This window comes from Weissella muntiaci, assembly GCF_008107635.1.
GTDB lineage: Bacteria > Bacillota > Bacilli > Lactobacillales > Lactobacillaceae > Weissella > Weissella muntiaci.
Window position 1 is genome coordinate 26,201 of the sequence record NZ_SDGZ01000006.1, and the last position, 20,178, is coordinate 46,378.

Annotated in this window: 18 protein-coding genes; 3 read left to right on the forward strand and 15 right to left on the reverse strand. The window is 41.1% G+C overall.

The window, feature by feature from the left end:
* Window positions 1–53: 53 nt before the first annotated feature.
* Window positions 54–179 (forward strand): hypothetical protein, encoded by a 126-nt coding sequence (locus ESZ50_RS11895; protein ID WP_281282875.1) that lies wholly within the window; start codon window positions 54–56, stop codon window positions 177–179.
* 57 nt (window positions 180–236) lie between these two features.
* On the opposite strand, the gene ESZ50_RS01705 is transcribed toward ESZ50_RS11895, so the two are convergent.
* The 10 genes from ESZ50_RS01705 to ESZ50_RS01750 all read right to left on the reverse strand — a co-directional run bounded on the left by ESZ50_RS01705 (window position 237) and on the right by ESZ50_RS01750 (window position 12,262).
* Window positions 237–1,484, reverse strand: coding sequence for an ABC transporter permease (locus tag ESZ50_RS01705; RefSeq protein WP_148621876.1), 1,248 nt, complete (start codon window positions 1,482–1,484; stop codon window positions 237–239).
* Entirely contained in the window at window positions 1,484–2,380 is an 897-nt protein-coding gene (locus ESZ50_RS01710; RefSeq protein WP_148621877.1) for an ABC transporter ATP-binding protein, read from the reverse strand. Before ESZ50_RS01710 ends, ESZ50_RS01705 begins: the two co-directional genes overlap by 1 nt.
* A gap of 124 nt (window positions 2,381–2,504) precedes the next feature.
* Entirely contained in the window at window positions 2,505–2,801 is a 297-nt protein-coding gene (locus ESZ50_RS01715) for a hypothetical protein (protein WP_148621878.1), read from the reverse strand.
* Window positions 2,785–5,580 (reverse strand): FtsK/SpoIIIE family DNA translocase, encoded by a 2,796-nt coding sequence (locus tag ESZ50_RS01720; protein WP_148621879.1) that lies wholly within the window; start codon window positions 5,578–5,580, stop codon window positions 2,785–2,787. The genes ESZ50_RS01715 and ESZ50_RS01720 overlap by 17 nt, the downstream gene beginning before the upstream one ends.
* Window positions 5,581–5,593: 13 nt before the next feature.
* Window positions 5,594–6,109 (reverse strand): tRNA (cytidine(34)-2'-O)-methyltransferase, encoded by a 516-nt coding sequence (locus ESZ50_RS01725; RefSeq protein WP_148621880.1) that lies wholly within the window; start codon window positions 6,107–6,109, stop codon window positions 5,594–5,596.
* Window positions 6,110–6,280: 171 nt separating this feature from the next.
* Window positions 6,281–7,438 carry an AI-2E family transporter gene (locus tag ESZ50_RS01730; protein ID WP_148621881.1) on the reverse strand — a complete coding sequence of 386 codons (1,158 nt, stop codon included), beginning with the start codon at window positions 7,436–7,438 and terminating at the stop codon, window positions 6,281–6,283.
* Window positions 7,439–7,569: 131 nt separating this feature from the next.
* Window positions 7,570–8,604, reverse strand: coding sequence for a lactonase family protein (locus ESZ50_RS01735; RefSeq protein ID WP_148621882.1), 1,035 nt, complete (start codon window positions 8,602–8,604; stop codon window positions 7,570–7,572).
* Between the two features lie 71 nt (window positions 8,605–8,675).
* A complete protein-coding gene (locus ESZ50_RS01740; RefSeq protein ID WP_148621883.1) occupies window positions 8,676–9,626 on the reverse strand; it encodes a TerC family protein in 951 nt (316 codons plus the stop codon).
* Between the two features lie 88 nt (window positions 9,627–9,714).
* Window positions 9,715–10,203, reverse strand: a complete 489-nt coding sequence (locus tag ESZ50_RS01745) for a hypothetical protein (RefSeq protein ID WP_148621884.1) — start codon at window positions 10,201–10,203, stop codon at window positions 9,715–9,717.
* A 130-nt stretch (window positions 10,204–10,333) separates the two neighbouring features.
* Window positions 10,334–12,262, reverse strand: a complete 1,929-nt coding sequence (locus ESZ50_RS01750; RefSeq protein WP_148621885.1) for a lectin-like domain-containing protein — start codon at window positions 12,260–12,262, stop codon at window positions 10,334–10,336.
* 368 nt (window positions 12,263–12,630) lie between these two features.
* On the opposite strand from ESZ50_RS01750, the gene ESZ50_RS01755 reads away from it, so the two are divergent.
* Complete coding sequence (locus ESZ50_RS01755) at window positions 12,631–13,515, forward strand: 3-hydroxyacyl-CoA dehydrogenase (protein ID WP_148621886.1); 885 nt, start codon at window positions 12,631–12,633, stop codon at window positions 13,513–13,515.
* An 84-nt stretch (window positions 13,516–13,599) separates the two neighbouring features.
* On the opposite strand, the gene ESZ50_RS01760 is transcribed toward ESZ50_RS01755, so the two are convergent.
* Window positions 13,600–14,367 (reverse strand): tyrosine-protein phosphatase, encoded by a 768-nt coding sequence (locus tag ESZ50_RS01760; protein ID WP_148621887.1) that lies wholly within the window; start codon window positions 14,365–14,367, stop codon window positions 13,600–13,602.
* Between the two features lie 109 nt (window positions 14,368–14,476).
* Here ESZ50_RS01760 and ESZ50_RS01765 point away from each other — a divergent pair, with 109 nt between their 5' ends.
* The gene (locus ESZ50_RS01765; RefSeq protein WP_148621888.1) at window positions 14,477–15,364 is read left to right on the forward strand and encodes an LCP family glycopolymer transferase; all 888 of its coding nucleotides are present in this window, start codon (window positions 14,477–14,479) and stop codon (window positions 15,362–15,364) included.
* A gap of 58 nt (window positions 15,365–15,422) precedes the next feature.
* Here ESZ50_RS01765 and ESZ50_RS01770 read toward each other — a convergent pair whose 3' ends face one another.
* The 4 genes from ESZ50_RS01770 to ESZ50_RS01785 are packed head-to-tail and all read right to left on the reverse strand — an operon-like array spanning window position 15,423 to window position 20,160.
* Window positions 15,423–16,490: an acyltransferase family protein gene (locus ESZ50_RS01770; protein WP_148621889.1), complete on the reverse strand. Its 1,068-nt coding sequence runs from the start codon at window positions 16,488–16,490 to the stop codon at window positions 15,423–15,425.
* 47 nt (window positions 16,491–16,537) lie between these two features.
* Window positions 16,538–18,070, reverse strand: coding sequence for a lipopolysaccharide biosynthesis protein (locus ESZ50_RS01775; protein ID WP_148621890.1), 1,533 nt, complete (start codon window positions 18,068–18,070; stop codon window positions 16,538–16,540).
* Entirely contained in the window at window positions 18,063–19,037 is a 975-nt protein-coding gene (locus ESZ50_RS01780; protein ID WP_148621891.1) for a polysaccharide pyruvyl transferase family protein, read from the reverse strand. The genes ESZ50_RS01775 and ESZ50_RS01780 overlap by 8 nt, the downstream gene beginning before the upstream one ends.
* Before the next feature lie 4 nt (window positions 19,038–19,041).
* Window positions 19,042–20,160, reverse strand: coding sequence for a glycosyltransferase (locus ESZ50_RS01785; protein WP_148621892.1), 1,119 nt, complete (start codon window positions 20,158–20,160; stop codon window positions 19,042–19,044).
* Window positions 20,161–20,178 lie beyond the last annotated feature (18 nt).

Sequence of the window (20,178 nt, forward strand, 5' to 3'; positions counted from 1 at the left end):
CATGAACTACCTCAAATCATGCTATACTAAATAGAAAAAATGGAGGTCTCATCATGGCTTTACAACACAAACGGACAGAAGATGAAATGGGCAAGCAATTTGATGATTTATTCATCATGCCTGACGCCATTGACAAAGATAAAGACAAGTACTTGAAAAAAGACGATTCACATAAGTAGCGCAAAACGCTGAGTTCAGTTTTAAAAGCTGAACTCAGCGTTTTTTATTTCTAGTGCTTAATTCCGATTCCTAATGAACAGTCCACGTAACGATAAAATCGCCGCCTTGGTTAAGTTACCGTCGTTGTACTGGAGAACGTTCTTCTTATAAACATTTAGTCCAAACCAACTAATGTAAATCAACACTGCAATTTCCAATCCTAGCGCAATTACCCCATCGGTTACACTAGCGTACTGAACACTAATGCGAGCTGGCATTAGTGTCTGTGATACGAATGGTACGAATGAGAGAATCTTGATCAACAGATTATTTGGTTGAACAGCAACTAGTAAGCTAAGAATATAACCCACCATTGCCAAATAAGAGATTGGTGCAACCGCCTGCTGAACCTGACTTTGATCGTTCACCATTGCCGCAATAATGGCCGTCAAGACCATATATAGCAGAATTCCAATCAAAACTAATAGCCCTGTTACTATCATAAAACTACTGTCAACCCCTGAAAGAACTGAGGTGACTTGTCGAACCTGATCATTATCCGGCAAAACCAGCGCAACCGCTGTACCAGCAACGACATAAATCAATAAATGCAAGATCGCTAAAGCTGCAATTCCAGCGATTTTACCAAAGAATTGTACTGCGGGGCTAGTTGCCGCCAACAGAATCTCCATAATTCTTGACGATTTCTCATTCGCAATTTCATTCGAAATCATTCCAACATAGAAAGTCAAGAACACGAAAATTCCAATTCCTAGCGCCGTTGACATTGCTCGATTTGCAGTTCTCGTAGCATCACCATCAGTTGTCTTCCCCTTTGATGACACCACCTCCGTCTTGAGCGTCGTCGGTGCCAATAAGGCGGCCAACTCAGCCTGACTTAGGTGTAACTCCTTCGCACGCGTTAAGACCGCATACTGGTTCAGTGCCGCCTGCAAAGTCTGCTCATCAACTGGTGTGCCACCATTAACGCTCTTCAATGTATATTTATTAGTAGTCGGATCAACAATCAAATAATTATCAATCTTCCCTTTATCAACCGCTTGTTTAGCTTCACTAACCGTACTTACTTCGGATATCTTGGCATTAACTGTCTTTTCTTGTTTTAAGTATGTGGTTACTTGTGGCGCATCTACCACCGCCAATCGTGACGTTTTATCGTTATTGGTGACAGTCATCAGCCAAGCAATCCCACCAACCACGGCCAACATTAGCAATGGCGATAGCACGACCAGCCAAAAAGCGCGCGTCCGGAAACGTGTTTTAAAAGTTTGACGGGCGACTAACCAAAATTGTTGCTTAAACATTAGTTTTCTCCTCCCACTACTTCGCGCCGGAAAATATCGTCAAGTGTTGGCGCTTGCTGAGCAAAAACCGGCACGTAGCCTTTCGCACTGACTAAAGCAAAAATTGCTTTGCCTACTTCGGGATCAGCAATATGAATTCGACGTCCCATTCCGTCAGCTTCAATTGATAATACGCCATCCACATTGAACAACGCTTCATCGGCAATTTCAGCTTCAAGGTAAATTTCCGTTCGGCCAAAGGACTCACGAATCTCATTTGTACTCCCTGCCAGAACTGTTGAACCATTTTTCAACATCGTCAATGAATCTGAGAGTTTCTCCACACCAGCCATATTGTGCGAACTAAAGATAATTGAAGCACCATTCTTTTTTAACCGGCGAATCTCATTCATCATAATTTCAGTATTCACCGGATCTAATCCAGTAAAAGGCTCATCCAAAATCAAGAAATCTGGTTCAAAGATTACTGTTCCGATTAACTGAATCTTTTGTGCATTTCCCTTGGAAAGTTTTTGAACCTTATCCTCAGGCTTTCCGACAACTTCCAAACGAGTCATCCAGTCACGCAAAGCACTTTTAGCATCTCCACGTTTCATTCCATGAAGCTCAGCAAAATATAAAACCTGCTCTTCAATAGTCCATTTTTGATATAAACCACGTTCTTCGGGTAAAAAGCCAATTCGTTGCTTCTCAGTGGGTGAAATCGGTTGACCATTCCAAGTAATACTTCCAGAAGACATTGGAATAAAATCGAGAATCATGCGAAAGGTGGTCGTTTTACCTGCACCATTCTGTCCAATTAGGCCCATTACCTCACCAGGCTTAATGGTCATATTAAGGTCATTTACAGCATGTTTGTCAGCAAAATATTTGTTTAGGTCTTTAATCTCAAACATTGCCCTACTCTTTTCTTATTTTTCATAATTATACCCGAATCCATTCCGTTAGAACACCAAATCAATCAGCCACGCAGTTACGCAAATAAAAAATGCACCCAAATCGGGTGCATCTCCATATAAATTACTTAGCTTCAGCTAAGCCAAGAATTTCTTCGTGTAAGATTGGTTCATAAATCAAGTTTGCAAAAGATGTCTTCGCAGTCGGATTTTGCCCTTCAGTCTGTAGATAGAAACGAACTTGCTCGTCATCACGCAACTCAGCAATCGTTCTCACCTCATCAGCAAAATTCAAAACGAATTGTTTCTCACTAGGCACATAAGTCCACTTACGTCCAACGTCAAAATTAACGTCGGTCATACTCAAAGCGATTAATGTACTAGTCTGACTAGGATTATTCAAATCAAAACGGTAAGTCATCTGTTTCTTCCTCCGTAATCGTTGCGTTATCCGTACTTGCTGTCATATCGGCCTCGCCATTCTTCAACCGATACAACATTTCTTTAGAAATCAACACACGCCTTGGCTTGGCACCATCTTGCGGACCAATAACCCCGCGTGCTTCCATATCATCCACTAAACGAGCCGCTCGATTGTAACCAATCCTAAAACGACGTTGAACCAACGACGTTGACGCACGTTGCTGATCAACGACAAAGTCGACTGCCTCGTCCCACAGTTCATCTAGCTCATCAGCTCGATTACCATCACTACCGTTGGCTTCACCGCCATCTAATGCCTGGACTTCATCATCTGAAACCGTCATCGTATCATCATACTGCGCCTCACCTTGGCTCTTAATAAAGTCAGTCAATGCCTCAACATCGTCATCCGATAGAAAGGCCCCTTGAATCCGTTGAGGACTATTTGCGCCGATTGGTGCAAATAACATGTCACCACGTCCCAATAGTTTCTCAGCACCATTACCATCCAAGATTGTCCGTGAATCCACTCCAGATGAAACTGCGAAGCCCATTCGTGAAGGTACATTTGCCTTAATCAATCCAGTAATGACATCAACCGATGGTCGCTGAGTTGCCACAATTAAGTGGATTCCAGCGGCTCGTCCCAGCTGAGCGATTCGCACAATTGCCGGCTCAACCTCACCTGAGACGGTGATCATCAAATCTGCCAATTCATCAACAATCGCAACTAAGTACGGCATCTTTTGATAAACCGTTCCGTTACCTTCAGCATTTGCTCGTTGAATCTGTTTGTTATAACCATCAATATTCCGCACGCCCGCTTCAGCCAGTAGCTTAAAGCGTCGATCCATCTCAGCAACAACCTTCTTCAAGGCAAGGGCTGCCTTACGCGGCTCAGAAACAACCGGCGTAATCAGATGCGGAATATCATTATAAACTGATAATTCAACCTTTTTGGGATCAACTAACATCAACCGCACTTCACTTGGTTTAGCCTGTAGCAGAATTGAAGCTAAAATCGAATTAATCGCAACTGATTTACCAGATCCTGTTGAACCAGCAATCAATAAGTGCGGCATTTTGGTCAAATCCATCTTAATGATTTCGCCTGAAACACTCTTACCAATTGGTACGTTCAAAGGATGCTCACGATCAATCCCAACACTATCCATCATATCGCGGAAACCAACCATCGCCTGCTTATCGTTGGCAACTTCGATTCCAACTAATGACTTACCTGGAATGGGTGCCTCAATTCGCAATGACTTCGCTGCTAGCGCTAAAGCAAGGTCATCTGAAAGATTAGTAATTCTTGAAACCTTAACCCCGATTGCAGGCTTAATTTCATATTGTGTAACCGTCGGTCCGAGAACTACCTTTTCAACATCCGCATTGATATTAAAGGATTTTAGAGTGTCGTGTAAGATGTGCGCCTTTTCAGCGAGTCCCTCACGCTCACTCGATTGATCAGTTGAACCAACCTTGGTCAACAAATCCGTTGTCGGAATGACATAATCTTTATCATCAACGGTTCCCATTGAAACATCAGCAACCGGCGTTGACTGAGTTGAAGGCTCGACATGCCCAACGTTATTTTGGTGTGCGATCGTCTTTGGCGATGTCTTACTCTCATCATGCCCTAGAATATCGGCATGTGTTAGCTTAGCGTGTTTAACACTATTCGACTGCGCATTTGCGGTATTTGGCGCAACCGATGCAAAAATCGCGGAGTCAACTGAGTCCATCATCCCCATATCAATGGCATCAGGAACATTATTCTCAACTGGTGGCAGGTCATTGTCAGACAGGCCATAAGCGGGTGCCTCATATTGCTCAGGAGCCGGCTTAGTACTTGCCGGAGCCGTTGTTGTCGTGACTTCTTCAACTGGTTCTGGTGCGATAATGGTTGGTGCCTTATACGATTCAGCTGTTAAGTCGCTAGCAGCGGATGTTTGCGGCGCCATTGCAACCGTTGGCTCAATATCATCGATATCAACCTTAACGATTGGGGTTTCCTTGCTAAAGGGATCAGCCTCCATCAAGCTATCAAAGTTCTTACGCTCATTCGCTCGATTTTCAGCCCGTTCCCTTAGATCCTCGGACTTCACCTTGGCATACTCAAGCCCTGACTGAACGCCAGTCTCAACTGTCTTACCAGTGGCTGCCGTAAAGTTGAAAAATACCGCCATTACGTCTGAGAGGTCCAAACTAAAGGTCACAATGATTCCACCAATAATCAACACAATTGCGATCAACCATGAACCAAAGTCGCTAGCGATTAAATATGTGCCTGTATATAACACAGCACCAATTATTCCACCACCAACATCAGTTGATACAGATTGATTAACTAGGTCTTGCTTAACGAGTAAGGAAACCGTGCTAATAAAGTTACTATGCATATCAAGTGTGTTAAATAGTGAGATTGTTAACATCAATAAGACGCCTAACATTGCGATTGCAAAGCCTAAATAATAACGTAACTTGAACTTGCTTGGCCAGCGTCCATAAGCAATCACACCCAAAAGTGGCACCATCAGAATCACAAGTAGAATCTGATAAGGATTTCCTACTAGGTAGCGCATCAGGTTTGCTAAAAACTTTCCTAACATCCCTAAGTTTAATACTGCAAAAATTGCTAGCAACATCGCCACCAGACCAACCACGTTACCAACATGGTTATTCTTTTGTGGTGTTTTCTTTCGTGGAGGTGTTTTGCGATTCTTTGTATTTGTCGACTTACGTGGAGTCGGTTTTTTGGTCGACGTCGCCATATTCCCCTCCTTCTTACTTTAATTTGTCGTAATCATATTCATGCGTCAGATCCAGTTCAGGGAATCCTTGTTGGCGAAGTGCTTCATAGATAATAATCGCCGCTGTATTCGACAAATTTAGCGAGCGAATATGCTCATCATTTTGTGGAATTCGTAATGCCTTTTCTGGGTGTTGCTTCATAAATGGTTCTGGTAGTCCAGTGGTCTCCTTACCAAAGAGGAAGTAATAGTCATGATCTGGATTTGTATAATCAGCCTCATGATATGCACGTGGTGCAAACTTAGAAATCAAAAACAACTCGTCCTCAGCTTTTAAACTTGCCATAAAGGCTGGTAGATTCTCGTGAACAGTTATATCAACTGAGTCCCAATAATCCAAACCAGCGCGCTTAACATGCTTCTCATCCAGTTTGAAGCCCAGTGGCTCAATTAAATGTAATTTTGTATTCGTCCCGGTGGCTGTTCGAGCAATGTTACCAGTGTTAGCTGGCATGAGGGGCTCGAACAGTACAATATGATTAGTTGACATCGATCATTCTCCTTCTTGGTGGCTAACTGCCACATCTTTAGCTACTTAGATGAATTATACCATGTGGGTTCCGGTAAATTTTTTAAATCACTAATCTCAGATATTCTTTGCCAATTTCTTAATAAATCAAAAAAGAGCCCGCCGAAGCTGACTCGAATTCATTATTACAAGCTACTGATCGCTGGTCTTCCGCTCACCTCTAAAGAATGATGAGTTTTGACGCCACCAATCGAAGAAGCGTGTCGTTAGGACTTTTAGAATTGCATAACCAGGAATTCCAAAAATAACGCCCATTAATCCAAAAACATTTCCCGCTGACAATAGTACCAGTAAGACCGTCACTGGATGAATTTTAAGTGAACTCCCAAGTAACTTAGGTGAGATCACACGGCCCTCCAGATTTTGCTCGATTACAAAAACAATTGTAACTGCGATGACCATTGATGGTGAAACAAAAAGCGCCACAATATACGCTGGAACCATCGCCAGAAAGGTTCCTAAGTAAGGAATCAAGTTCAAAAAGCCGGCTGCAATAGCGATTAACCATCCTGAAGGCAGCCCGATAATGCTATAGCCAATCACAAACATAATACTAACTGCGAGTGCAACTAGTAGCTGACCACGAATATAATTCGAAATCTGCTCATTAATTTCCTTCAGCGTGTCCAAGAACGAAGCTTGAGCCCTCTGTGGCAGAAACTTTGCCATGTAATGTGGCAACTGCCTTCCATCCTTCAATAAATAAAATAGAATAAAAGGAAATGTCAACAAAGTAATAATCACTGAAGTTACCGTTCCAACAATTGACGTAATTGGATTCACACCTGAACTTGCAAATTGACCACCAAAACTCCTAAACCACGTTGACAAATCTTGATTTGTTTCGCTCAACCATGCATTTACTTGTTGTAGCTGACGGTTCTGTCCCCACCGCTCTACAAAGTCAGTCGTAGCTTGCCAATATTGGGGCCAATCTTTCAAAAAAGCACTGATTTGATCACGTAACCAAGGAATTCCCGTTAGAACTCCCCAAACAATCAATCCTGCTAATAGTAAAAAGATCACTGTGATACTGATGACCCGTTTAACATGGTACTTCTCTTCAAAAAGGTTCACGAGTGGATTCAGCAAATAATAAAAGACTCCTGCTAAAATAATTGGCGCACCTACAGCCGACAAGAACTTCCCGACTGGTTCAAAAATAAAGCGCACCTGATGTAGCATAAATATGATGCTCAAAACGAGCAAAATAATTACTAAGACCGAAACCACCTTATTATTTGCTACCCACCGCCACAACCATGAACGTTGTGTCTGCTCCTGCTCCATTAAGTGCCTCCTAAAATAAAAATCAGCCCGCAATAACGGGACGTAGAGCACCTTAACTAAATAAGTGCCGATTCAATCGAGTTATCTTAGACTGATTTTCCAACTGTTTGCTCGTCTACAATGCAGACGAATTAGACAAATTCAACATTGATTGCTTCTGGGACATTAAAATCCTTTTGAACAAGTGTCAATTCACCACTTTGTGCATCACGGCGATAAACGGTGATATTATCGGTGTCTTGATTACCTGCTACAAGATAACTTTGATCAGCATTTAAATTAAAGTCACGTGGGAACTCTCCCTCTGTGCTAATTGTTTGAACCAATGATACCTTGTGTGTATTCTGGTCAATCGCCCAAACGGCAATTGAGTTATGCCCACGATTTGATGTGTATACAAAACGCCCATCATTGCTAAGGCGAATAGCAGCGCCACCATTATGACTGTCCCAATCAGCTGGAATCGTCGGAACGGTTTGCAATAATGTAAAGCTTCCATCTGTCTGGTCGTACTTTAATACAGACAATAGCGATGACAACTCGCCAACTAGATAGGCATATTCACCATCAGGGCTGAATCGAATATGACGAGGGCCGAAGCCACTACCAGCTTGGTAGGTCGCGACTAGTTCAAAAATACCTTCATCACTGATATTCAGCGTGTATACCTTATCCGCTCCCAAATCAACAGACACCAAACGCTTATCCGGAGTTAAGTTGGTAAAATGCAAGCGCGCCTTATCTTGTTCTGGACGTGGTCCCTGTCCCCAAGACTTAAAGCGATCAAGTAATGTTAAGGTACCATCAGCTTGCACCGCAAATGACTCAATCGTTCCCTTATGGTAGTTTGTCACGAAGAACAATTGACGCTCCTCGTCCATGCTAACGTAAGCAGGTGAACGACCCTCCGTCAAGATTTCCTGAATCAAAACCGCTTGATCACCATCACGATAATCATAAACGGATATCCCACCACGATCGGAATTTTTCTTATTAATTGCGTAGAGATAGCCAGCTTTACTCAAGTGCAAGTATGTTGGTGAACCTAATTCTGCAACTAATTTGGCATCTTGCAACAAACCAGTTGTGTTATCCAAATTCGCCGTATAAATACCTTTTGACGCACCCTTTGTGTAGGTACCAAATAAAATCTTTTCCAGAGCCATCTTTTTGCCCACTTTCATCGAATTTCATGTAAACCCTTACAGTATATTGCATTTTATCGTGAAAATCTAGTTTATAACTGATTTCTTTTCCGCGGCCGATCGCGGAACCACGAGGCTAGAATCGAAACAACAAGTAACATAATAATCACCGTCAACGAGACCCCGTTACCAATATGGAAGGTCCAGTCAAAGATTTTACCAGCTTCATTGATTACCATCTTTGAACCAATGAAGGCCAAGATTAATGCCAGTGCGTATTTAATATACCTGAACATAGGCAAAATTCCCGACAAGGCGAAGTATAGTGAACGAAGTCCCATAATTGCAAAGATATTTGATGTAACAACAATAAAAGTATCCTGCGAAACTGCTAAGACTGCCGGAATCGAATCTACTGCAAACAAGAGATCCGAAGCCTCAATGAAAATCAAGGCTAACATAAATTGCGTTGCATAACGCTTACCATCAATCTTTACAGTTAAATGTGGCTCTACAACGTCTTCCTTAAGCGGTAGAATCCTTCGAAGCATCTTAATCAACCTTGCATCATCAAGATTCTGTTCGCCTTCTTTTTCGAAGAACATTTTGATCCCGACATAGATTAGGAAAACACCAAAGACAAACATTAACCAAGCGAAGCGATGCAGCAAACTTGCCCCCGCAAGGATAAAGATTACTCGCATAATCAGTGCCCCAAAGACACCCCAAAATAGTAATTTATGTTGATACTTTAACTGAATATTGAAGAACCCAAAGACTAGGATAAAGATAAACAAATTATCAATACTCAACGATTTCTCTAACAGATAAGCTGTTACGAAATCAAGAGCATTCTCGCTGCCACCCTTGAACCATACCAAACCGGCGAAGGCAAAAGCCAATGCAATCCAAAAGGCCGACCATAGTAGCGATGACTTCATCGTTGGCTCTTCGTCTTTTCGATGAAAGACCCCCAAATCCAATGCCAACATAATCACCACAAATACAAAAAATCCAATCCAATAACCAATGCCTACGTCCATTTGTTTCCCTCCGAATGGCAAAAACTTTAATAAATTAATTTTAGCTTAATTATGCCTTCGTGGATAGCCCTTCATATACATTGAAATCTCAGTTATTCATCGCCCTAACCCGAAGCTTGTGTGCCCGATGTTCAAATGCGGCTCGGTGTAATCGTTCGACCCGATTACGCCAAAAATCGATGTCGGCTGTTAAAGCCCGTGCATCATTTCTCTGCGCATCAATAATCGTCTTTTGTAGCTCATTGATTGCTTTGATCAAAGGGCGTTCAGACTCAAATACGGTCCCTTGGATCGCCTTAATCGTCTTAGTTGCACGCACAATTGCTGCTTGCCGTAACTCAATGGCCTTGTCCACACTTTGGCTCAGTTGATCTAACAATTTCGTAAAACCAACCACGTTCGTTCGTTCTTCATCCGCATAATTTTCTAATTGTTGAATTGCTCTGGCAACTACCTGTTCATAGGTCACAGGCGCCGTCGCCTCAATTGCTGCAATCAAATCGCTTTTAACTAATTTGCTTTCTTTCGGCAAGATTCGCACTAGGCGACTATTAAACTCGTCTCTTTTATGAATCATCTCAATTTCCTCCTGAAATCTATTAGTTCTTTCAGTATTACAGGAAAGCGTTATCTTTCTATTACGATATTTAGAAGATATTATGCTTTACAAAAAAAGACCGCTTAACGGTCTTTTAACTAACCAGCTATTAGTGATTATTACGACGCCAAAGCTGATAGACGCCAATTGCTACGCCAACCATGCCTGCGATCGCTAACCCCCACGCTGCCTGCACTCCTAGATTAGGCAAACTACCTTCACGTTTGACTTCACTGGCCTGTGCGTCGGCATTCGCCAACGGTTGCTTCACAGTTCCTTGGTCAGATGGAGCGCCTCCGCCATTTCCTTGATCAGGTTGCCCCGGAACCTCGCCACCTTCCGCTGGCTCATCCGGATCTGGTTTACCGCCATTATCTTCAAGCTGATTGGTGATTGTAAACTCTGTTTCAACTTGCTTTAAGCTCATTTGATACCCGTCTACCGCCTGTTCAATAAGGGTATATTCATAAGGCTTTCCGTCCTCATCAAGTGCATCAAGCCCTGAAACCTCCAATTGCCATTGGTTACTAGTTGGATCATCCGTTGGTGCTGTTAATTTCAAAATTTCCAATAATTGGTCATTTTGTCTTAACTCAACGAAAATCTCCTTTGGACGGTCAGTTACTTCATCATCCTTCCATAACTTATTAATTTTAATTGAGGTTTGCTCAGGTGTTAGATCAACCCGATTGCTAATCAAGACTTGATAAGTCTTCGTTGCTGGATCATATTCAGGAGTTGCAATTGTTGCTTGATATCCTGGTACGGGGACTTCACGGACAATATAATTTAGCTCTTCGCCATGTGCATCAAATTCCGGTAGATTGGTGATTGATGTCTGCCAATTATTCGCCGCAGAAATCGTCACCTGATCAAATAGATGCTCTTGACCGCTTTGTGTAACTTGAATAATTTGTGCTTCAATTTGATCAGGTCGTTCTGCTGGGTCATCATCAAGCCATTTTTTTTGAATTGTCATCTCCTTCGCCCCTGTATAACGGAAGCTATCAATCTTGAATTGTTGAAGATTAAAGAACAATCCCGTTCCCGCTGAAAGCGCTAGAGCGAATGACTCGCTAATTGCAAATTGATCGCTGACATCCATCTCATTTGTGAAGCCTCCTGCGGCTCGATTATTCACACCACCATTGTAAACAACGACCACTTTATGGCTGTTGGCGTGATAATTAAATTCCACTGGAACGAAGCCCTTTTGTGGGTCGATTTCAGCATCCCAACCATCACTGCCAGTATTTCTTGCTACTGAACTATTTAAGATCAAACTCGGATCTAAATCGTTTAATGTTCCATTAACACGCGTCATAAATCCATTATCACCATTAGTTTTGACAAAAGTTCCAAATGGCGTTCCTGGCCAGCCACCGGTCGGCCAAGTTGGAATCCCTAGATTGGGCCGGCTTGGATCATTCAGGCTTGTTGGATCGCCCTGCCAACCTAGTCGATGATTTTCATCTTTGCCATTCGGATCACCAGGTGTTGGTAGATTATAAAAAGTGTCAAATTTATAGCCAAACGCATTCTTTAAGCCACCAATTCCCATGTTGGCTCCGGAATAGCCGATTGTTCCGATTTCACCCGGATGAAAACCAAAGGCAATCCCGTCACCACCACCCATAAATTGAGGGCTTGTATCATACAAATTATTTGGGTCATGGCGTTCATTCCATGCGCTGTCCAGCTTATCACCTAGATAAATTGATCCCTTCAAAGAAAAATCATCCTTCAAAGATACGCGATCATTCAAAGTGGCGCTCCCAGATTGATCTTGTAAATTTGGTGTTAAAGTCAAAATCCCAGTATTTTTATCATATCTGGGTAACTGCGCTGTCGGATGCGTGCTGTCGACGTGATTTGTCAAGGTAAAATAATCCTCAAAATTATCTTTATTGATCACTGTCTCGCTGCCACTCTGCTGTCCAACTGCCTGTGCTGTAATTAACTGTCCAGGTCCGCTAACAACTGTCCCTAATAGGGTACTCAGTCCAAGCAGCACCTTTGCCTTTTTTATTAATGCCATATTAAACTCCTCATAAATCAGAAAATGCTCTCTCTACTGCTTAATTCAAGCATGCCTGAAAATAAAGGTTAATTTACTCATTATTAATGATATTTTTAAGGATGGTTTAATTTTCAGTTCGTTCCTACATCTACAATTGCATTCTATAATTAGCTTTATCGCATAACATGCTCGAGGTAGTGATTTATAAGGTATTCACTTAAATGGATTTATATATTGATTCAATTTTGTTAATATTCTTTGCGCGTTCTGTGTCTATTCTATGTATTTGAGCTCCTTTATTATTTAATGTCCTGATGGCGTATAATGAACTTGTGATGATTTTGTTAATCACGAATATTTGCGCAATAGAAAGGTGATTTTAAACTATGACATATCAAAAGATTGTCGTCGCTGGTGGTGGAACGCTTGGCTCACAAATTGCATATATGAGTGCATACAGTGGCAAAGATGTTACAATTTGGGGACGCTCAGCCGGATCACTCGATCGTGCAAAAGCACGGGTCGCTCGTTGGGAAGTTGAGGTTCAAAATTATTTTAAGAGCTCGGATGAGCTGAAGAATGACACTCAAAAGAACTTGCATTATACAACAGATTTAGAATCTGCCCTCAAAGATGCTGATCTAGTAATCGAGGTCTTACCAGAATCTGTGCCAACCAAGGAAGCTTTCTATGAGGAATTTGCGAAAATTGCCGATCAAAAAACAATTATCGTAACCAATTCATCGACATTGTTACCTAGCGTATTAGCTGATTTTACTGGTCGTCCAGAAAAATTCCTAGGCTATCACTTTGCCAACTCAATTTGGCGCGGTAACACGGCTGAGATCATGCCCGGCAAGAAAACCGATCCAAGCCTGCCAGCTACTTTCGTTGACTTCTCGCGTGAAATCAAGATGGTTCCAATCATGGTCAAGAAGGAACAACCTGGCTATATTCTTAACTCAATGCTGGTACCCTTCTTAAATAGCGGTTCATATCTCTGGGTCAACGAGATTGCTGAACCTCATGATATTGATAAGACTTGGATGATTGCAACCGGCTCACCAATGGGACCTTTCGCAATTATGGATTTGGTCGGAATGAATACAGTCTATGAAATCAACCATGCCAATCCAAGTGAAACGTCTCAAAAAGTGGCTGAAAAGATCAAAGCCATGATTGATGCTGGTAAAATTGGCGTTGAAAGCGGTGAAGGATTTTATAACTACCCCAACCCAGCCTATCAGGCTAATGATTTCCTAAAAGAATAAAATAAATAAAGACTTTAAGCACTATATAACAAGTGCTTAAAGTCTTTTTATTTTCCTAGCGAACTATTACCCTGCTCCACGTTATTAATATGCTGAAAATAACCGCCTCTTTTTAATTGGACTGGCGTTAAAACGTTCAACATCGGTCCCATTGACAAATGCCCGCGCATTTTGTGCAAAAGCAACCGCTTCTTTGTCGCCGACTTGTTCAGCTAATTTATCAAAGGCCGCCGCCATATTGTAACCACGCCCTTTTAATAGGTGGGCATCAGATGCTAAAACATGCGCTAAGCCTTGACCAATTATGTCTTCAGAAAATGCCATCACCGCTTTACCGAAGACGCCAACATAAGAGTTCGCCGTAACCTGAGCATACGCCCCACGTTGGATCAAATCATATAAGATACTCGGTTTGTCCATTAACATCTGATTTCGTTCAGGATGCACGATCACCGGTGCAACTCCATGTTGTTGTAATTCAAATAACACCTCGGTTGTAAACGCGGGTACATCATTGGATGGAAACTCGATCAACATATATCCGCCCTGCTCGTCCGTTGTCAGTAATTCGCCTTTCTCAAGACTGTCAATTAAATTTCCATTAATTCTGATTTCTTGGCTAGGATAAACTTGTAGCTTGATTTTCGCCTGATCAAGTTTGCTCTGAAATTCTTCTGTCAAAGCAATCACCTTGCTCGCTGGATTGACATACTGCCCATTGAGGTGATGCGGGGTCATTAAGGCGTGTGTAATTCCATCCTTAACTGCTAAGCGTGCTAACTGCAAAGAACCTTCCCAATCTGCCACGCCGTCATCAATTCCTGGTAAGAGATGACTATGAATATCAATCATAAATCCATTCTTCCTCCTGCGATAAACATATCAACATCATCATACATCAAATTTGACCAATAGCAAAGATATGGATTATAATTAGTATCTAATAAAGGAGATATTGGAAATGAAAAAGATTCTGTTGTGGATATTAGGAATTGCGCTTGTTGGGATTATTGGGGTTGGTGCAACTGGTTATTATTTTGTTGAAAAAACAACCAGTAAAGTTCATTCTAATGATGTAACTTTAAGTAAAAGGTCGGATACCAAGACCAACGCCGGTCAGCCGGTGGCCTATTTACTCCTAGGGACCGATACTGGATCATTAGGTCGTACGGACAAAGGACGTACAGATACAATGATTGTGATGGTTTTGAACCCAAAGACACAAACTACAACCATGATTTCACTTGAACGGGATACCTTGATTCACATCAACGGAAACTACGCTAAACTGAATGCCGCGTATGCCTACGGTGATGCTCAGGCAGCTGTTGACGAGGTCAATCAGCTACTCAATATTAAATTAGACGGTTACCTGTTAGTAAATATGGGTGGTCTACAAAAACTAGTCGATGCTGTTGGTGGCGTGACCGTTACATCACCGCTGACTTTCAGTTACGAAGGCTATAATTTCACACAAAATCAATCTGCTTCCCTTGACGGAAATGGCGCTTTAGCATTTTCAAGAATGCGTTACGATGATCCAGAAGGTGACTACGGTCGTCAAATTCGTCAACAGTTAGTTATTCAATCGATCATGAATAAAATGAAAACTAACCCTACCAGCGTCCTTTCAACAACTTTCCTCAATGCTGTCTCTGATAATGTTCGTTCGGATGTTTCGCTAACGTCAGCTAAGAACTTAGCATTGAAGTACAAACCAGCGGCCGAAAACATTAAACGTGATCAAATGAAAGGTACCGGCGAAATGATTGATGGTGTCTCCTATCAAACAATTTCAAACGATGAGTTCAATCGAGTTCACACCGAAGTTACCAATGCTCTAAAATAACCTTGAATCGTTCAAAAAAGTCCTATGCAGACATTTGCATAGGACTTTTTAATTAGAACTAGCCTTCAAGACGCTTAAAATACTTTCGCTTAAATATCGGATCCAGCCAATCGCTAACACCAAATTGTTTAAAAAGACGCATCCTTAACTGATCAATTAAAAACACAATTACAAAGAGACTAATCGTCCAAAGTATGCTGAACAACATAATTACAAACATATTATCAACTCGCGCGAATCGCATAAAGGTAGTAACTTGTTCGCGATGCAAAATATTATGTTGAAAAAGATAAACTGCAAAAGACGTCGGTGCAATCAAATTAATTGCACGACTATTAAAGGCCGGCAAATCAATCACCAATAGAAAGATTAAAACCGCACCAAACGCCGGCAAAATGCCATCATTACTAAACACCATCGTGATAACATCCAGCGCGCTCATGCCAACTAATAGTCCAAATAACATCATCACTTTATGTTTTAGAACAATCCCATAATTCTTAATATAAATTCCCAACAAAAATGGTAGTAGAATGCTCCCTAAGCCAGCGCCACCAAGCGTAAAGGTCTGATTTCCAATTGTCGACAATGTATTAAACAGCGTTATTATACCAATTAGAACTACCAGTTGCGATTGTCTCAATTGCCGGATACCGGTAAGAATAAACGGACTAAAAACGATCAACATAATGTACGCTGTAACAAACCAATATGCATTAAATGTAAATGGCAGTAGTTCCTCCAATAACAACTTAATCAACGCCTTCGATAGTGGAACTTGCCTGCTTATCACCATAATTATATCAAAAAGTAAAAAAATAGCAGAATACGCAAACGCCTCACTCCAAACGCGCCAAACACGCTTGACTGTTTTCTTAACGCTTACGACCTCGTTAGCCAAAAAATAACCTGTGATCATTACAAAGAGCATCACGCCAATCTTTCCAAATGGAATAAACAATGAATCCATGATCGATGTTCCCGGATGTGTAATCCTTGAAACCAATCCAACAGGCATTCGATAAAGCTGACCGACAAAATAGAAATGATAGATTGTGATCATAAAGATTGCAATAATCCTTAACAACTCAAATCGACTATCACGTTCATTAACTTGCTTTTTCATTATAACTTCTCTCCCTGACAAGTGACCAAAGCGCCTTCACCCCACCATCATCTTCTTGGATTGATGAAATTAATTATTATTTCGCGTTCTTGATGATTCAGAATGGTCAAGGCAATCATCACAAAACTGAGTAACGAAAAGACAATAATAATTGCACCAAGCTTCATCCAACTATTTACATCAATCAGCAGCAACAACCCTTTCCCAATCAAAAATTCTAAGAAAAAGCTGAAGGCCGTATAGCCAATTAACGGGAAAAACGTATACCATTTGACCGATAGATACTTTGCCGAGAAAGGCAAAGTAAAGATTACGTTCCGCAAGATATTAAAGATTGACCCAATCATTGCAATGGCAACAATGCCCATATTTGTATAGCGCAAGGCTAGCACAGTCACCAGTAAACTTAAGCCACCTGAAATTAAAACCGAATAGGCATTTGGCTTTGTCTTATTAACAATCGCAAATATATTCCACAAGGGCATAATCCCCGCCAGCAAGCTATATCCAACCGTATAAAGGATTGTAATTTCTTGCAAGACGCCACTATCTTGACTTGGTAACCAAAGTCGATAGAACTCTGCGCCAAATAAAATAATTGCTGCGAAAGGAATTCCGATAATAACAATCAAAATTCTACCTGCTTGCTTCAATTCATGAACCAATTCCGCAATTTTCCCATTTGAATATAGAATCGTCATTTGTGGCGCAAAAGTATAAGTTACAGAACTTTGAAAGCTAATTAAAAAATTAGGAATTGTCTGAGCAATTGCGACCATCCCCATAATTTCACCACTAATGTATATATCTGCCAGTAACAAGTCTAATCCGCTAATTAACATCACGCCCAATTGATTAATTGAATTCCAGATTCCGCTAGTCAATAGTATTTTAAGGCGCTCCCATTTCACATATGACCATTTCACAAGTAATTGATTAATATTTGGCTCACGTGTCTTACATGCGTACTGCCAAGCTTGTGCTACAAAACTTGCAACCACCGCGGCCACCCCGACGTACCAGACACTAGGCTTCATCATCGCAAACATTAATATGATGACCAAGGCTCTCGAAATGGCTGATAACATATTTCCAACTGTTTGTAGATAGATCTTATTTGTAGCAAAAAAGGCAATATTCCAATTTGGAGTAATAATTGAAATTAGGTAACTGACATACATCAACAGAAATAGCCATTCGACCGCCTCAACTGAACTGGCAGGCACACTAATAAATCTGTCAATATTCAGGATTCCCAAAACTATCGGTACAGTGATCACAGCAATTATGATTAGATTACCCAAGAAGGTTGATGAATAATATTCACCCGCTTCCACATAGTTCTTCTTCTCAAGTGAAAACGTTATAAACCTTGATGACATTGAATTCACAGCAATCGAGATAATGCCCAGGTATGAAACAAAGGTGTTTGCTAACTGAAGGAAGCCGTTTGCCTCAACTCCTAGGTATTTAACAACAAATGGTGCCAACAGAAAATTTATTAGGAATCCAATCAGGAATACTAATACCGTTGTAACCAAATTAATAAAGACTTTATTCCCCGTAAGTAATTTATTCATCAATAAATTGCCTCTTCCACTGACTAATCCCTTCAAAATTAAGCGTTAGCATACTATCAAGGGTCCCGTTGATAATTGTCTCAAGTTCCGCGAGGTTACTTCGTCGCAATACATTGATCGCAAAATCTTTTTGCATTTCAATTGCTCGATTATCAACCCCGATTATCAGCGTTCGATGCCCTTTTTGCATTGCTCTAATCCCAGCATGGAGCCTTGTCCCGACAAAATCCAAATCGTCATTATTCATTAGAAAATGATCATACGCTTCTAGTGATGGATCAATTTTAATAATCTTTTCTGTATATTCACTGGATAAACTATCAAAATATATTTCATCCTGATGCCCTTGGATCCATAAATAAACTTTTTCATAATTTCGAATCAGCGTCGCCAACATCAATTCATCATTTTTAGGATCAGCTCGATAATCCGTAATAGTCGTAATAACTTCTTTCCCCTTTGCCACCGGAATCTGACTAGTTACGTCCGGCGTGAGCCCCCATAAAGTCATATCACCCGTATTAATAACATTCGTAATCCCAATTTGGGCTAACTTTTCTTTTGTATAGGCATCACGCACTGAATGCCAATATTGCTTACTCAATATTTTATTGTAGATAAATTTGGCTCGGAAATTTGGTTTACCTTGATAATCGCCCCAACCAACCCCCATCAATATTAAGTCCCTTAGCTCCATCACGTCCTTGAATCTCAAACGCCACTGACTCCCGCCACCAATGTTTTGTGAGGAATTCAATAGGTTAGTACCTGCCACAAAAGCGTACTCACTTTGTGCGATCATTTTTCGACTATGTTCAGCAATCACTTCGTGCGTAGGTGCTGTGACAAACATGTCCGCACTGGGCAGAATTTGTTTCAGTTGTGAACGTACACCATCAACAACTATGTAATCACCCATGTTATATGATCCAATTGATGTGTCCAAGATTGTAATTAGCTTTGTCATATCACTAGTCCACTATTTCCATTATTTTCTTCTCAACAATTGCAACAATCCGATCAGTATTAAAGTCATTCCCCCGTTCAATAGCCCTGGACTTTAAATCTGCCAGATATCCGTCGGTTGTTAAGACTTTTCTGATTCCCAAGTACAGCGATTCGTCATTATTTTCCGTAATGACACCTGCTCGACCATCAGCAAGCAATTCTGAAGCGCCTGAGACATTAACGGTCAAGACTGGTGTCCCCACAATTAAAGCCTCGGTCGTTGTTGTGCTCAATCCCTCATAGAAAGATGACACTATGTATAAGTTGGCCGCCTTGAGATATTTATATGGATTAGCATCGTAAGCCAAAATTGTTATTGCCATATTCATTTGTAATTCTTGAATTAACTTTTGATATTCCGCTCTCAGTTCGCCTTGTCCAAGCAGATACAAATGCACCTTCAAGTCATCTTCGTCTCGCAAACGAGCTATAGTTCTGATCAACCGTTCAAACCCTTTCACATGCGTAAAACGACCAATTCCGAGTAAGTTAAAATAGCTTGGATCAAATTTTAACGGTAGCGCTTCGGTTGCTTGACGGCGAATTATATCCGTCTCAACTACGTTTGGAACCACGCTATATGACGCGCGCTCGTCTGCGACCTCATTGATAAATGATTCAAGTGCCATTTGCGACACAAAGTAAGTGCGATCAAAATTAGCGTAATACTTGAGTAATTCCTTTTTTGAGCGAAAGAAATTTTCCATTCGATAAGTCGTTGAAAAATTCCGATGTACCCAACTCACCAACTTAGTCTTACCCGTCCCGCCTGCAACAATTCTAGTAAAATAACTTTCATAAAAAGATACAACTACATCATATTCGTCTCCAATTAGTTGCTGAAACAGAAATTCTGGTTTGAATAACTTCAAGGTTCGTACCAAACCGCGATGATATCGCTTGAACACTGCCCGATATTTTATTTTTGGTGATAAAAACTGTCGATTAACACCACCATCAAACATTACTAATACTGAAACATCAAATTTCTTAGTATCCAGATTATTAACTAGATTCACGAGAATCTTTTCAGCTCCACCACCGCCTAAATCTGGTATTACAAATAAGATTTTTGCTTGCATTTTCTAAACCCCAGTCAC